Here is a 14,066-nt window from a genome sequence, read left to right as displayed (position 1 = left end):
GGTAACCGATGAACCGCTTCGCCCTGCTTTCGCTTTACCGTTCGCTCACCCGCCACAAGCTCTATGCCGCGCTCAATGTCGGCGGACTGGCGGTGGGGATCGCGGTGTTCCTCGTCCTCGGCCTCTATGCCCGGTTCGAGACCAGCTACGAGAAATGGCTGCCCCGGCATGCCGGCATCTACGTGGTGCAGACCGTGTGGAACATGCCGAAAAGCCCATTCAACGGTGCCTATCCCTATACGATGGGCGGCCTGCTCGAACAGATGCGCGAGGACTTTCCCGGTGTTGTCGGCACTCGCATAAGGGGCGGCAGGAACGGCGGCACCGTCATTCGCGGCGGCGTTGCCGTACCGGCCGATGTCGCGCAAGTGGACCCGCAGTTCTTCGAGGTGTTCGATCTGCCGATGGTGCGCGGCAGCGGCACGGCCTTGCGCCAGCCCGCCAATATGCTGATCAGCGAGACGCTGGCCCGCCAGTATTTCGGGACGAGCGATCCAATCGGCCAGACGCTGACCATCGCGGTGGACAAGACCGCCAATTACCGCGTCGCCGGCGTGTTCCGCGATATGCCCAAGAACAGCGATTTCAAGATTTCGCTGCTGCTACCGTTGCCCTCTACACCCCCATCGAGGCAGTGGTTTCACTGGGGAAGCACCTCTCTCCAGACATTCTTGCGTTTCGATACTCCGCAGGCCGCGCGCGCATTCGAGCAGAAGCTGCCATCCTTCGTCGACCGGCGCGCCCTTGCCGATATGGGCAAGGAGGCCTCCAAGGTTCACCAACTCAAGCTGCTCCCGCTCACCCGGATGCATCTGGAGCCGGCCGGTTCGGCTAGCGCCAGCGCGAAGATCACGGTCATCACGCTCGGGATCGTCGGATTGCTGACGCTGCTGGTGGCGATCGTGAACTATGTCAATCTCGCGACGGCGCGCGCCAACCTGCGCGCCCGAGAAGTCGCCATGCGCAAGGTTCTTGGCGCAGACCGGCTGGCACTGGTGCGCCAGTTTTTGGGCGAAGCGATGTTCACGGTGGGCATCGCCGCCCTCATCGGGCTCATTCTTGCCGAATTGAGCCTGCCGCTGGTGAACGCCGCTGGCGGTCTCTCGCTGACGATCCCCTATGCACTGGTGGTGCCCGCGCTGGTGGTACTCACTCTGATCGTCGGCCTTCTCGCAGGTTTCTACCCGGCGCTGCTGCTGTCCCGCTTTCCGGCCGACAGCGTACTTGCTTCTGCCCGTTCGCCCGGCGGCGGGCGTGTCGGCACCCGCGTTCGTGAAGGGCTGGTCGTGCTCCAGTTCGGCCTTGCCATCGCTTTCATGGTCGGTACCGGCGTGCTGGTCGCGCAGACCCGCCATGTCCGGCAATCCGACCTCGGCTTCCGGCGCGATGGGCTGATGGTGCTGCTCTCCACCCGCGACAACCTCGTCTCCAGCGCCCAGACCCGCGCGGTCGTTTCCGCCATCCGCGAGTTGCCATCTGTCCGTACCGTGGCGATCGGCAACAATGCCGTTGGCGGCAGCGGTGAAGACAATGCCGATAACGTCCCCCTGCCGGGCGTTGCAGGCGATGGACCTTCCCTGCGCTGGATCGTCACCGGTCCCGACTTCTTCAAAGCCTACGGTACCCGCCTTCTTGCCGGCCGCGTGTTCGAAGATGCCCACCGGGAAGATGACTCCTTGGGCCGTAATGCATCCAAGGTGGTCAACATCGTCATCAACCGCCGCGCGGTATCGACGCTCGGCTTCCGATCGCCGGAAGACGCGGTGGGCAAAACCGTCGGCGGCAGCCGACCGCGCACGATCATCGGCGTGGTCGAGGACATGCGCTTCTTCTCCCCCCGTGAACCCACCAGCGCCAGCTACTACATCTATTATCGCGAAGCGGAGCGTGCGAGCACGGCCGTCGCCTCGATCCGCTTCACCGGCAATCCCCGTGCGACGATGGATGCCGTGCGCACGATCTGGCAGCGCACAGTGCCGCAAGTGCCGTTCGAGGCGCAAACCGCCGACACCCAGCTCACCAAGTTCTACGAGGCGGACGACCGCGCCACGCGGCTCTTCGCCATCGGTGCAGGCCTTGCCGTGCTGATCGGCTGCGTCGGGCTTTGGGGGCTGGCCTCCTACAACACCCAGATGCGGATCAAGGAAATCGGCATCCGCAAGACTCTCGGTGCTTCCTCCGGCGATATCGCCAGGCTGCTGGTCGGCCAGTTCCTGCGCCCGGTGCTGCTGGCCAACCTGCTCGCCTGGCCGCTGGCCTTCGTGGCGATGCGGACCTGGCTGACGGGGTTCGACGACCGCATTGCGCTTTCGCCGCTCTTCTTCATCGGCGGCAGCCTGCTGGCGACGGTGATTGCAGTGCTGACGGTGCTTGGACAGTCGCTACGCGCCAGCCGTGCGGCTCCGGCCTGGGCGCTCCGTCATGAATAAACGGGTGCTGAATAAGCGAGCGGCATGGATGGTCACCGCCCTGCTGCTGGCCTCTCCGGCCTCTGCCGAAACCCTCGGCGAGGCAATCGCCGCGGCTTACGAGAGCAACCCGCAGCTTGCCGCCGCACGCGCACGGCAAGAAGCCCTCGCCGAAACGCCCGAGCAAGAGCGCGCACTGGCACGGCCCACACTGTCGATCGACGGCGATGGAGGTTACGACCGTCAGGGCTACGGTAAGGCGGCTTCGCTGACCGCGAACGTCGCCCTGCCGATCTGGACCGGCGGCCGGGTCTCCTCGGCCGTGCGCGCTGCCAATGGCGATGTCGCTGCCGGAGAGGAAGGGCTGCGCGACACCGAAGCGGCGATCCTGCAAGGGGTCGTCTCCGCGTACGCCGCACTGCTCTACAACCAGCAGGCGGTGGAAGTGGCGCGGGTCGGTATTGAGCGACTCAACACGCAAGTGGCGGAAACCCGCGCACGCTACGATCTCGGGCAGGCGACCCGTACCGACGTGGCGCAACTCGAAGCGCAGCGCTCCACCATCGACGCCAACCTTGCCGATGCCGAAGGCGCGCTCGCCACGGCAGCGGCGACCTATCGGGCAGCGGTAGGTCGTGATGCCGGTACGCTCACGGCCGAAGTCCCGCCGCCTGCCGCGCTTCCGACAAGCCGGGACGAGGCACGCCAGGCCGCGGAAACGGCCAATCCGATGCTGCTCCAGCAGCGCCTTTCTGTCGAAGCCTCACGCGCAAGGATCGAGCGCGCGCGGGCTGAGGGAGCCCCCTCGCTTGACCTCGGCGGCGCCTATGGACGTGGCGAAAGGCTTTCGGGCGGAAGCCTGCATGATTTCGCAGGCGCCGGAAAGGTCGGGATGACCCTGCGCGTGCCCTTGCTGACCGGCGGCCTCGTCTCCTCGCGGATCCGGCAGGCGGAAGCGAACAACCGTGCGGAGCGGTTCCTGGCCGATGCCGCCGAGCGTGATGCCTTGCGCAGTGCCGACACCGCATGGGCCATGCTGAACGCCGCCCGCAGCCGCCTACGCGCCAACATAGAGGGACTTGCCGCCGCCGATCTCGCGCTAAAGGGCGTCAGGGCCGAATATAGCTTCGGCTTGCGCTCCACTGTTGATATTCTCGTTGCCGACCAAGGCTTCCGCGCTGCGGAGCTTGCCGTAGCCATGGCTCGGTCCGATCTCCTGGTTGCCCAGGCCGCCATGCTGCGCGCGACAGGCAGGCTGGACGGAACCACATACCGCTGAACACAATGGTATCGATGATGATCCAAACTTCAGAAGAAATTGATTTTTTCACTCAGAACTGAGCAACGTGATTGGCGAGGTACGACCTGAAAATTGCGCTTCGTGACCGTTGGCCGCAACGGCCACTATGTCCCAGCCACGGTCTTAAGCAGAATGTCCGCTCATCTGTTCGCCATGATCTCCGTCGAACGGCTTGAATGGGCGCGTTGCTGCCCCTGCTGACCTCGACAAATGCCAGTCATTCAGCTGTTCAAGGTCATCGTGGCCAATGATATCGGAGTGCCTCAACCAGCAGCGAGAAGGCGGGCGATGGCTGGGTGACAGTCGGGTAGTAAAGGTAGAAGCCTGGGAACGGCAGGCTCCATTCGTCCAACACGATTTCGAGCCTTCCAGCCTGTAGATACGCTTCGGCCAGATCCTGTGGGATGAAGGCGAGGCCAAGTCCCGCCACGGCTGCGCTGAGGCAGGAATAGCTGTTGTTGAAGATCAACTGCCCGCTGACCTGCACCTTAATCTCCGCCTCGCCCTTCCGCTGCAATTCCCATGCGTAAAGGCGACCGGAGGATTGGCGCAATCCGATGCAATTGTGTGATTGCAGATCGGACGGACTTTTGGGTCGACCATAGCGCTCGAAATAGGCCGGCGATCCGACCGCCACCATGCGTGCGTCGGGCCCGATTCGCACGGCGATCATGTCCTTGGCAAGAGTTTCACCGTAGCGCACACCGGCATCGTAGCGTTCGCTGATGATGTCGATCAGACCGTAATCGGTGATCATCTCGACCTTCACATCGGGATAGTCCCTCATGAAATCGGACAGCTTCGGCAGTAGAAGCTCGTTGATCGCGTGGTCCGATGCGCTGATACGGATCTTGCCCGCGGGCCGGTCCCGCGTTTCGTTGACGGCGGCCAGTTCCGCCTCGATCCCGTCCAGATAGGGGCTCACCTTCTGGAGCAGCCGCTCGCCGATCTCGGTCGGGGCCACGCTACGGGTCGTGCGAACCAGCAACTGAACGCCGAGCCGATCCTCCAGCTTCTTGACGATCTGGCTTATCGCGGACTGGGAAAGGCCGAGCTTACCGGCTGCCTTGGTGAAGCCGCGCTCGCGCGCCACTGCCACGAAGGCGGTGATGTCACTCAGCGTGTCCCGCGCCATTGATTACAATCCCTACTGATTATCAGAAGACTTATACCTCTAATAATGGATCGGCGCGCGAGCTAGATAGCGGAGAAGGAATTCATCAGAGAAGAATGAGGTAGTCCATGCCGGCATCCGGCAAAGCCACGACTGCGCCCGCCTGGGGAGCGGTGATCGCAATGGCGCTGTGCGCCACGATATTGATTGCATCGGAATTCATGCCGGTCAGCCTGTTGACCCCGATCGCGCGCGATCTCGCGATCACCGAGGGGCATGCCGGACAGTCGATCTCCATCTCCGGCTTCTTCGCGCTTGTCACCAGCCTGTTCATCTCGGCGATTATCGGCGTGTCGGACCGGCGCCGCGTCGTGCTAATCTTTACTGCGCTGATGGTCGTGTCGGGCGTGATGGTCGCACTCGCGCCCAATGCCCCGTTACTAATGGCAGGACGCGCCCTGCTCGGCGTCGCGATTGGCGGCTTCTGGTCGATATCGGCGGCGATCGTCATGCGCCTTGTGCCCGAGGAGTCAGTCCCCAAGGCGCTGGCCCTGCTCAATGGCGGCAATGCGGTAGCGACCACATTGGGCGCGCCGATCGGTAGCCTGCTCGGCGGCCTGATCGGCTGGCGCGGCGCCTTCTTCTGCGTAGTGCCGCTCGCCGTCATCGCTTTGCTGTGGCAGTGGCGCAGCCTTCCCGCCTTGCCACCTGAAAAGGCGACAATCCGCGCGCGCGACGTATTCGCTCTGCTGAAGCATCGCAAGTTCGCCATTGGCATGGTCGCTGTGTCGCTGTTCTTCTTCGGCCAGTTCACCCTATTCACCTATCTGCGCCCGTTCCTGGACCTGGTGACGGGTAACGACGCACCGCTGATCTCGGGCATGTTGCTGGCGCTCGGCGTTGCGGGCTTTGTCGGCACGATCGTGATCGGCTGGCTGCTCAAGTCGCAGCTCTACAGTCTGCTGATCACCATTCCCGCCATAATGGCGGTCATCGCCATAACGCTCGTCGAAATCGACGGCACCCCGCTGAACGTCGGTCTGCTGCTGACCCTGTGGGGCCTGCTGGCAACGGCCGCGCCGGTCGGATGGTGGACCTGGCTCAGCAAAACCATGCCGCACGAGGCGGAGGCCGGCGGCGGGCTGATGGTCGCGATCATCCAGCTTGCGATCATGCTGGGCGCGATTGTCGGCGGCACGCTGTTCGACGCCTGGGGCTATCGTGGTCCATTCAGCCTCGCCGCTGGTCTCCTCATGGTCGCCTCGCTGCTGGCAATCGTCACATCACGCATCGGCGTCACGCCGAGCTTCACCGAACAACCCGCCTGACCAGGGAGAGCCTCGCCATGACCGACCGATCCTTCTCATTCGAGCGCCGCGGTGTGCTGAAGGCCGGCGCTGCCGGCCTTGTCACCCTCGGCACTCTTTCGATCCCCGACATTTCCTCAGCAAAGGCACCAAGTATGACACAGGATTGGGACAAGACGTTCCCACGCAGCAAAGCCGTCGATCACCAGAAGGTCTCGTTCAAGAACCGCTACGGTATCACTCTCGCCGCGGATCTGTACCTCCCCAAGGAGCGCGGGACGGGCAAGCTCGCGGCAATCGTGGTCAGCGGGCCTTTCGGTGCCGTGAAGGAGCAGTCCTCTGGTCTCTATGCCCAGACCATGGCTGCGCGCGGCTTCGCGACCCTGGCCTTCGACCCTTCCTACACCGGCGAGAGCGGCGGTGAACCGCGTAACGTCGCATCGCCTGACATCAACACGGAAGATTTCAGCGCGGCCGTCGATTTCATCGGGCTGCGACCGGAGATCGATCGCGAACGGATCGGCGTCATCGGCATCTGCGGTTGGGGTGGCATGGCACTCAGCACCGCCGCAATTGATAAGCGGATCAAGGCCGTCGTCGCCAGCACGATGTACGACATGACCCGGGTCATGTCGAAGGGCTACAATGACAGTACGACCCCGCAACAGCGTACCGAGGCGCTGGAGCAAATGAGCCGGCAGCGCTGGACCGACGCCGAGAAGGGCAGCCCTGCTTACGGCCCGGTCTCGCTGGAACTGAAGGGCGGCGAGCCGGAGTTCGTCGTGCAATATGCGGCCTACTACAAGACCAAACGCGGCTTCCATCCGCGTGCGATCAACTCGAACGCCGCATGGTCGCTCACCACGCCGCTGTCGTTCATGAACCTGCCGATCCTCACTTATATCGCGGAAATATCGCCCCGGCCGGTCTTGCTCATCCACGGCGAAAACGCCCATTCGCGCTACTTCAGCGAGACGGCCTATGCGGCGGCAGCAGAGCCCAAGGAATTGATGATCATTCCGGACGCCACGCACACCGACCTTTACGACCAGGTGGACATCATTCCATTCGATAAACTGACCGCGTTCTTCAAACAGCACCTCGTGGCTTGATACGAGAAGGGTGGGCATGATGCCCACCCTTCAGCTGCCGAGGCATGCTAGAATGACGGCTTTCGGGAAAGGCTCCCATTCAGATTAGCGACCGGAATGGGCGCGTAGCAGCCGATCGGACTTACAAACATTTAACCGCCGGTGCAGCCCGTCAGCAACCGCCCCAAGTCGGTCGTTTCTGGGGCAATCCGCGATGAACAGAAACGGACGCTGGCGGAAGCATCTGTTTGTCGAACATTCGCCCAGACTCGGGTGCTTTCGGGCGAATTCCCAACGCGTTGCAGCCGTTTACGCCGCTGCGGGATCAGTCATGCAGCATCATTTCATTGAGCATAGCGGTTTGCTCATTTGGCGGTAGGATTCGGATCGCGCCGTTGTCTTGGCACATCAAACCTCTCTGAGTGCCTGCCCCGATGCTAAGATTACCAACAGCGACCGACAGGCACAGCAGGTCGAGGCACAGCAGAATCGATAGAACACCAACATCCTTGAATGCCATTGCCATGCTTTCGCTCCCTTGTTTCAGAGCAGCCCGTGCAAGGCCATTTCCAGACCGAGCAGCAGCAGGAAGATCAAGAAAAGCCGCCGAAACAGTTGGGCGCTGATCCGTTCGCGGATCACCTGTCCGGCTGCCATTCCGAGCAACGCGGGAACAATAGCCAGCGTCGAGGTCAGGAGATTTCCGACCGGAGCTGCGTCATGCCAGAACAAGCCGATGCCAAGGGCAATCGTTGATATGGTGAAGGACAGGCCCAGTGCCTGCACCAGATAGTCTCGCTCCAGGTCGAGCGACTGGATGTACGGCACGGCCGGAATCACGAATACTCCCGTCGCGCCCGTCACAAGTCCGGTGACGAGGCCGACCACCGGCGACAACCACGGTTCCCATTTCGCCGAGACATGAAGTGGTTTGGCGAGTAGCGTGTATGCTGCGTAGATGATGAGGGCAACGCCGAGGCCAATCGTCGTGAGTTCGGTCTGCCCCCCGGTCAGCAGCATCGAGCCAAAAACGGTACCGAGCACGATTGTCAGCATCATCGGCCAAAGGCGGCGGACTAGCATTGCGAACCGAGGCCCGGCCAGAAGCTGCCAGACGTTGGTCACGAACGACGGCACCAGCAGAAGGGCTGCGGCAGCGAGCGGCGACAGCAGCGATCCCAGCACGCCCATCGCCACCGTGGGCAGGCCCATGCCCGTTACGCCCTTCACGACGCCCGCCACAAAAAAGGTGGCGACGATCGCGGCGAAGAGGGAGAGCGAATAATCGAACATACTGCAGACCTAACCGTCACATCCGCGCGCACAATGTGGAAGGCCCGAGGGCTGGCTTCGGCTGTACCGAAGTCACGGGATGCACTAGGTTGCCACGATGCGATTCGACCTGACAGACCTTCGGCTGTTCTTGGCTGTGGTCGATGCCGGGAGCATCACCCACGGCGCAGCCGAAGTCGGCTTGTCGCTCCCGGCGGCTAGCGAACGCCTTCGAGATATGGAAGCGACCGGAGCAGTGACGCTGCTCAACAGGGGGCGTCGTGGCATCGCACCGACCGAAGCCGGAGAAATGCTGGCACACCATGCTCGCACGATCCTGCACCAAATGGCACAGATGCGGGGCGACATAGGACAATATGCGAAGGGGTTACGCGCTTCCGTGCGCATCTTCGCGAACACCGCCGCCATCACAGAGTTTCTGCCCGAGCGGCTTGGCTCTTGGATGGCTACGCATCCGCAGATAGATGTCGACCTGAAGGAGCGTGAAAGCGGCGAAATCGCCAGAAGCGTCGGCGCGGGCTTCGCCGAGATCGGTGTGCTGTCGAGCGCAGTCGAGACGGGTAGCCTGACCATGCGGCCCTTTGCGGTCGATCGCCTCGTTGCCGTAACGTCCAGAGACCATCCGCTGATCCAAAACCGTCAGGCACGGTTCGTCGACCTTCTCGGCGATCAGTTCATCGGCATGGCGGGCGGTGCCTTGCAGGATCATATCGAAGACCAAGCATCCCGGTTGGGTACGAAGATGAAGATGCGTATACGTCTTCGTAACTTCCAGGGCATTTGCCAGATGGCAGGCGCTGGCGCGGGCGTTGGCATCATTCCCGAGTCTGCGGCAAAACGATGCCAGCGATCGACGCGGATCGCGATCACCAGGCTCCGTGACGAATGGACAATGCGCCATTTGTCTTTGTGTGTACGTGATGAAAGCGACCTTACCCCGCCAGCGAAGGCACTATTCGATCACCTCTCCGACCCTGCAAAATAGCGTCCCGAAACTCGATTGTTTTCAGGACGATCGCTGATGGCAGTTAACTCCGGTCCTCAGCTGAAACCTGCCTGTCCGTTTTCCACCCATCACAGCCGGTCAAAGAAGCAAACGGCATGAGCGCACGCACAAACCTGCCGGTCAGGTTTCAAGAGAAGTTATAAGGCGCCGCGAAGACCGGGATGGGCGCAGTTTTTATGGGTTGCTTAGCTCGTGCGTTCGATCTGGCCCTCGACACAAAGCGCTTCGCTCAGGCGGCGGCGCGTCAGTTTGGCGATGGACCGGCGATTCAGTATCTACCCAGTCTCGCCACCAAAAGGTAACTTCGGCTCGTCCTGCACACGCTCGAATGCAATTCGCACGGGTACAATCCGATATAATGGCCCTTGGGTGCAGCATTGAGCTTGGCAGCATCTGCCGGGTGATCGCCATTACTGGGCGATATTTCTTTGCTTGCTCCCAGAGGCGCTGATTGAGTGCTAAGATACGGATATCAGGATACCACTGGTCCAGCGCAGAATCAGTCGACACGTCATGGGCCGCATCGGGCCGGCAGCAGGTTGAAACGCTTACGCGGCCAAATATCTGCGTTTCCAAGTCGGGCTCGATAGGTCACCCTACTGTGCGTTAAAGTTTTGGAGCATATGAAGGCGGATTCCATTTGCAAATCGCCAGCTTTCCTATGCGAGTTTTGCTATCAGGCGTCGTTCCACAGATAATCAAATGGTGCCTCGCGAAAGGCGAAGCGATCGAGATGCGAGGTCACTACATGTTTCATGGCTTCCAGCCCATCCGCATCGTCGGCTAGCAAGTGAACCTGTAGAGCGGCTTCGTCGGCATGCATAGTCAGAAGCGCCCGCGGCAGTCTCACGATAGCATGGGTTTCATGCCCTTCCACGTCGAGTTTGTGCCTCCAATGCTTGCAAAGCTGACTTTGGTATCGTCTGGAATTCGTCGTCGCGATGGTAACATGGCTCTCGGCCATCTTCGATCTCCTAATTGAGCAAGCGGCCTCACCGGCGCGCGCGTTTGTCGCCACTGTAAGATCCTAGTTCAGTAAACCGCCACAGCAGATGTCCCCGGGTTGGATCGCACGACAGAAATTTTGGATTTCGCGATAGTTCCGCACATTGCGGCGTGATCGGCCTTCACCCTATTGCAAAACATTCGCAATAGGGGATTCAGATGAGTGGTTTGAGACTATCCGCGCGTAAAGCAATGTCCAGCATTCGGGGAGCAACCCGGCTGAAGCGGCCGGCCTTGGCTGGCTCCCTGCTGGCCTATGCGCTTATGTCGGCGGCGCCGGCGGTTGCGCAGGATAGCAACGAGGCCGACATCGTCGTGAACGCCTATCGTCCGGCCGAGACGATCGACGCATCGACCAAGACGACCACCCCGCCGCGCGAGACGCCGCAATCGGTGTCTGTCATCACCCGCGACGAACTGGACGCGCGCGGCGTGCAGACGCTTAACGAAGCCACCCGCTATGTCGCCGGCGTCCTACCCGAAAGCCAGGGCATGGATAACCGCATCGACGACATGTACATCCGCGGCTTCGATGCGGGTGGATTTGCCAGCAACATCATGCTCGACGGACTGCGGATGCCGTCCGACAGTTCCTCGAGCTGGAACCACGCGGCCTATAACAATTGGAACATGGAGCGCGTCGAGGTGCTGAAAGGCCCGTCGAGCGTCCTCTATGGCCAGCTAGCGCCCGGCGGCATGGTCAACCAGATCAGCAAGACGCCGCGAGCGGGGCAGCCGCAGGTGCTGCAATTGCTGACGGACGAATATGGCAAATACCAGGCCGCCTTCGACCTCGGGCAGGCCAATGAGAGCGGCAGCGTTTCGGCGCGCTTCGTCGGCCTGTTCAAGGACGGTGGCACGCAACTCGAACATGTCGATCACCAGCAATGGTTTCTGGCGCCAAGCGTCGCCTTCGAGATGAGCGAGAGGACGAAGCTCACGCTGCAGGCCTTCTACCAGGAAGACAGCGGCGGCAGCACCTTCCAATTCCTGCCCTATCAGGGATCGGTGATCCCGGCGGCGGAGGGATATATCGACAACCGTACGTTCCTCGGCGAACCGGACTGGAACGTTTATGATCGTACGGTCTGGTCGGCAGGCTGGCAGTTCGAGCACAAGTTCAGCGACGCGCTCAAGCTCAGCCAGAATGCGCGCTTCACCCATGTCGACTCGCTCTATCGCGCCACCGTCGTTTATGGCGTGCGCGGGCAGACCGTCACCAATCCGAATACGCTGACGAACGGGCGCATTCTCCCGCGCCGTGCGGTCCAGGGTGAAGGCGATTCCAACGGCTACACTATCGACACGCGGCTCGAAGGCCGGTTCGCCACTGGCGGCATCGAGCATGTCATGCTGGCGGGCTTCGACTGGCAGCGGACCAAGTGGGATTTCCTGCGCAAGCAGGCGGCGGTGTCGCAGACCGCGATCCAGATCGACATCTACGATCCCGTCTACACGCATTATGATTTCGCGCCTACGCTGGTCAATCAGGTCGGCACGCGCGAGACCGACAGCCAGAGCGGCGCCTATCTCCAGGACCAGATCGCGGCAGGCAATTGGCGACTGACCATGAGCGGCCGCTACGACTGGGCGAAGATCAACTCGCTCAACACGCTGAACAATGCGGCCACCCGGTCGCGGAACGAAGCCTTTTCGGGCCGCGTAGGCCTGCTCTATGCCTTCCCTAACGGCCTGTCGCCCTATGCCAGCTTCTCGCAGTCGTTCCAGCCCGCGATCGGCACGGCGCGCGACGGCAGCACCTTCAAGGCGATCACCGCCGATCAATGGGAAATCGGCCTCAAATATGAGCCCCGGACGATCGACGGCATGATCACCCTTTCGGCGTTCGACCTGCGGCAGAAGAATGTCCTCACCGCCGACCCGCAGAATACGAGCACCGAATCCTACCAGGTGCAGACGGGCGAGGTCCGCATCCGCGGCATCGAACTCGAGGGCCGTGTAACCCCGCTTCCGGGCTTCAGCGTCATCGGGGCGGCGACCGTATTCGATTCCAAGGTCACGCGGGATACGACGAACCAGGGCAACCGGATGATCCGGGTTCCAGACTGGATGGGCTCTCTCTGGCTTGACTATAGTTTTCAGCAAGGCGCGCTGACCGGCCTGAGCCTGGCCGCCGGCGCCCGCTATGTCGACGATACCTATGGTGATCTTGCCAACACCCTGCATATCGACGCCTATCATCTCTTCGACGCGGCGATCCGCTACGATCTCGGGCAGATCGGCGGCGCGAAGGCCTTGCTTTCCATCAACGGAAGCAACCTTGCAAACAAGCGCTATGTCGCCACCTGCTCAGCCCTGACGGCCTGCTATTATGGCTCGGGCCGGACACTGACCGGATCGATCAGGCTGAGCTGGTAACCTCTGGCCCGGGCGCGGCGTCGCTCAATTGAGCATGGCGCCGCGCTCTGCCGATGGGGGATGCCCGAACTGACGGCGGTAGGCGGCGGTGAAGGCGGCCGGACTACCGAAGCCGACGCGGTAGCCCGCTTCAGCGATACCGAGCCCCTGATCGAGGATGAGTTCTCGCGCAAACTTCAGTCTTTCGACCCGCACATAGGCGAACAAGGTCATCCCGTAAGCCGTCTTGAAATTCTCCTGCAGGGTGGTGAGGTTCACGCCGACCTGTCGGGCGAGCTCCAGCGAACTCGGCGGATCGGCCAGGCGCGCATCGAGTATTTCGCGCGCCTCGGTCACCCGGCCAAGGTGCAAACGACCGAGTTGACGGGCGAGCCTGTCCTCATCGCGCAGCAGGAACGCTATCTCGAGCACGAACTGCAGCGCGCTGGATTCCAGGAACAGAGCCGCCAGCGGCCCGCGATAGGGGTGATCGAGAAGGCGTACCGCTATCTGCGTCAGCGCGCGCGAGGAGGGCAGCACGGCCGAACGCGAGCCGGGCTGCAAATACTGATGGAGCAGTGCAAGACCGTCGTCGGCCACATCCGCTCCAAAACGCTCGAGAAAGTCGGGGTTCAGCGTCACCCCGGCGCCGCGGCTGCGGGTACCAGCGCGCCAGAGCCGGTCGCATTGCGTGGCTTGGCCGAGACCGAAGAGGAATGGTCGCCCGCGTGTCTGCATGACGGGATCATATCCCCGGATGCCGATCGGCGCGACTTCGCCCGCGAGGAGAAGGCCGCAGCTTAGAGATCGTTCCTTGCGGGCATCGAAGGCACAATCGCCCAGATAGAGGACGTCATGCATATTGACGTAGAGCCCAGTCTGGACCTCGCGCGAGAACAGCTGGCCCGAGATGATGGTTCGCTCGGGGCCTGCGCCCTCGATATCAACATCGCTAGCGTTCAGCACCGGCTGCGCTGCCTGTTTCAAAACGTCCGCGACCGATAGCGCGGCGGCCGTCGAAGGCATGACATTCCCACCTTGTCCAGGAGGCATCCTGCACAGCCGTGCGCGAAACCCCCGCGATTGCACGATAGCATTCCCGCATCTCGCGATAGGCGTCAGGCTTGCGCTTTCCGGTCTAACGCATTTAATGCGATTCATTCGCAACAATAGCGCCCCCTGTG

At 62.0% G+C, this 14,066-nt stretch carries 11 protein-coding genes; 6 read left to right on the top strand and 5 right to left on the bottom strand.

Annotated features, from left to right (window positions below):
- The first annotated feature begins 8 nt into the window (after window positions 1–8).
- Together JQK15_RS20375 and JQK15_RS20370 are read left to right on the top strand one after the other, a co-directional pair.
- On the top strand, window positions 9–2,429 hold the full coding sequence (locus JQK15_RS20375) for an ABC transporter permease (protein ID WP_214867317.1): 2,421 nt from the start codon (window positions 9–11) through the stop codon (window positions 2,427–2,429).
- Window positions 2,422–3,687, top strand: a complete 1,266-nt coding sequence (locus tag JQK15_RS20370) for a TolC family outer membrane protein (RefSeq protein WP_251007899.1) — start codon at window positions 2,422–2,424, stop codon at window positions 3,685–3,687. The genes JQK15_RS20375 and JQK15_RS20370 overlap by 8 nt, the downstream gene beginning before the upstream one ends.
- A 256-nt stretch (window positions 3,688–3,943) precedes the next feature.
- Here JQK15_RS20370 and JQK15_RS20365 read toward each other — a convergent pair whose 3' ends face one another.
- Window positions 3,944–4,843 carry a LysR family transcriptional regulator gene (locus JQK15_RS20365; protein ID WP_214867314.1) on the bottom strand — a complete coding sequence of 300 codons (900 nt, stop codon included), beginning with the start codon at window positions 4,841–4,843 and terminating at the stop codon, window positions 3,944–3,946.
- Window positions 4,844–4,950: 107 nt separating this feature from the next.
- Between JQK15_RS20365 and JQK15_RS20360 the strand changes: the two genes are divergently transcribed.
- Together JQK15_RS20360 and JQK15_RS20355 are read left to right on the top strand one after the other, a co-directional pair.
- The gene (locus tag JQK15_RS20360) at window positions 4,951–6,150 is read left to right on the top strand and encodes an MFS transporter (protein WP_214867312.1); all 1,200 of its coding nucleotides are present in this window, start codon (window positions 4,951–4,953) and stop codon (window positions 6,148–6,150) included.
- Between the two features lie 17 nt (window positions 6,151–6,167).
- Window positions 6,168–7,241: an alpha/beta hydrolase gene (locus JQK15_RS20355; RefSeq protein ID WP_251007898.1), complete on the top strand. Its 1,074-nt coding sequence runs from the start codon at window positions 6,168–6,170 to the stop codon at window positions 7,239–7,241.
- Between the two features lie 304 nt (window positions 7,242–7,545).
- Here the strand turns inward: JQK15_RS20355 and JQK15_RS20350 are convergent, their stop codons facing one another.
- Both JQK15_RS20350 and JQK15_RS20345 read right to left on the bottom strand, forming a co-directional pair.
- Entirely contained in the window at window positions 7,546–7,746 is a 201-nt protein-coding gene (locus JQK15_RS20350) for a hypothetical protein (protein ID WP_214867310.1), read from the bottom strand.
- Between the two features lie 17 nt (window positions 7,747–7,763).
- A complete protein-coding gene (locus JQK15_RS20345) occupies window positions 7,764–8,513 on the bottom strand; it encodes a sulfite exporter TauE/SafE family protein (RefSeq protein WP_214867308.1) in 750 nt (249 codons plus the stop codon).
- A 97-nt stretch (window positions 8,514–8,610) separates the two neighbouring features.
- Between JQK15_RS20345 and JQK15_RS20340 the strand changes: the two genes are divergently transcribed.
- Complete coding sequence (locus tag JQK15_RS20340) at window positions 8,611–9,498, top strand: LysR family transcriptional regulator (RefSeq protein WP_214867306.1); 888 nt, start codon at window positions 8,611–8,613, stop codon at window positions 9,496–9,498.
- A 697-nt stretch (window positions 9,499–10,195) separates the two neighbouring features.
- Here the strand turns inward: JQK15_RS20340 and JQK15_RS20335 are convergent.
- On the bottom strand, window positions 10,196–10,483 hold the full coding sequence (locus tag JQK15_RS20335) for a DUF2218 domain-containing protein (protein ID WP_214867304.1): 288 nt from the start codon (window positions 10,481–10,483) through the stop codon (window positions 10,196–10,198).
- A gap of 275 nt (window positions 10,484–10,758) precedes the next feature.
- Between JQK15_RS20335 and JQK15_RS20330 the strand changes: the two genes are divergently transcribed.
- The gene (locus tag JQK15_RS20330; RefSeq protein WP_214867302.1) at window positions 10,759–12,903 is read left to right on the top strand and encodes a TonB-dependent siderophore receptor; all 2,145 of its coding nucleotides are present in this window, start codon (window positions 10,759–10,761) and stop codon (window positions 12,901–12,903) included.
- Window positions 12,904–12,927: 24 nt separating this feature from the next.
- Here the strand turns inward: JQK15_RS20330 and JQK15_RS20325 are convergent, their stop codons facing one another.
- Window positions 12,928–13,908, bottom strand: coding sequence for a helix-turn-helix domain-containing protein (locus JQK15_RS20325; protein ID WP_214867300.1), 981 nt, complete (start codon window positions 13,906–13,908; stop codon window positions 12,928–12,930).
- Window positions 13,909–14,066 lie beyond the last annotated feature (158 nt).

This window comes from Sphingobium sp. BHU LFT2 (assembly GCF_018604485.1).
GTDB classification, from domain to species: domain Bacteria; phylum Pseudomonadota; class Alphaproteobacteria; order Sphingomonadales; family Sphingomonadaceae; genus Sphingobium; species Sphingobium yanoikuyae_A.
The sequence above is the reverse complement of the archived record's forward strand: the minus strand, read 5'-3'. Positions and strand labels throughout refer to the sequence as shown.

Coding starts and splice junctions, on each gene's coding strand:
- JQK15_RS20350 (WP_214867310.1), bottom strand. CDS start 7,746: ATGGCAATGGCATTCAAGGATGTTGGTGTTCTATCGATTCTGCTGTGC.
- JQK15_RS20375 (WP_214867317.1), top strand. CDS start 9: ATGAACCGCTTCGCCCTGCTTTCGCTTTACCGTTCGCTCACCCGCCAC.
- JQK15_RS20370 (WP_251007899.1), top strand. CDS start 2,422: ATGAATAAACGGGTGCTGAATAAGCGAGCGGCATGGATGGTCACCGCC.
- JQK15_RS20345 (WP_214867308.1), bottom strand. CDS start 8,513: ATGTTCGATTATTCGCTCTCCCTCTTCGCCGCGATCGTCGCCACCTTT.
- JQK15_RS20335 (WP_214867304.1), bottom strand. CDS start 10,483: ATGGCCGAGAGCCATGTTACCATCGCGACGACGAATTCCAGACGATAC.
- JQK15_RS20325 (WP_214867300.1), bottom strand. CDS start 13,908: ATGCCTTCGACGGCCGCCGCGCTATCGGTCGCGGACGTTTTGAAACAG.
- JQK15_RS20365 (WP_214867314.1), bottom strand. CDS start 4,843: ATGGCGCGGGACACGCTGAGTGACATCACCGCCTTCGTGGCAGTGGCG.
- JQK15_RS20360 (WP_214867312.1), top strand. CDS start 4,951: ATGCCGGCATCCGGCAAAGCCACGACTGCGCCCGCCTGGGGAGCGGTG.
- JQK15_RS20355 (WP_251007898.1), top strand. CDS start 6,168: ATGACCGACCGATCCTTCTCATTCGAGCGCCGCGGTGTGCTGAAGGCC.
- JQK15_RS20340 (WP_214867306.1), top strand. CDS start 8,611: ATGCGATTCGACCTGACAGACCTTCGGCTGTTCTTGGCTGTGGTCGAT.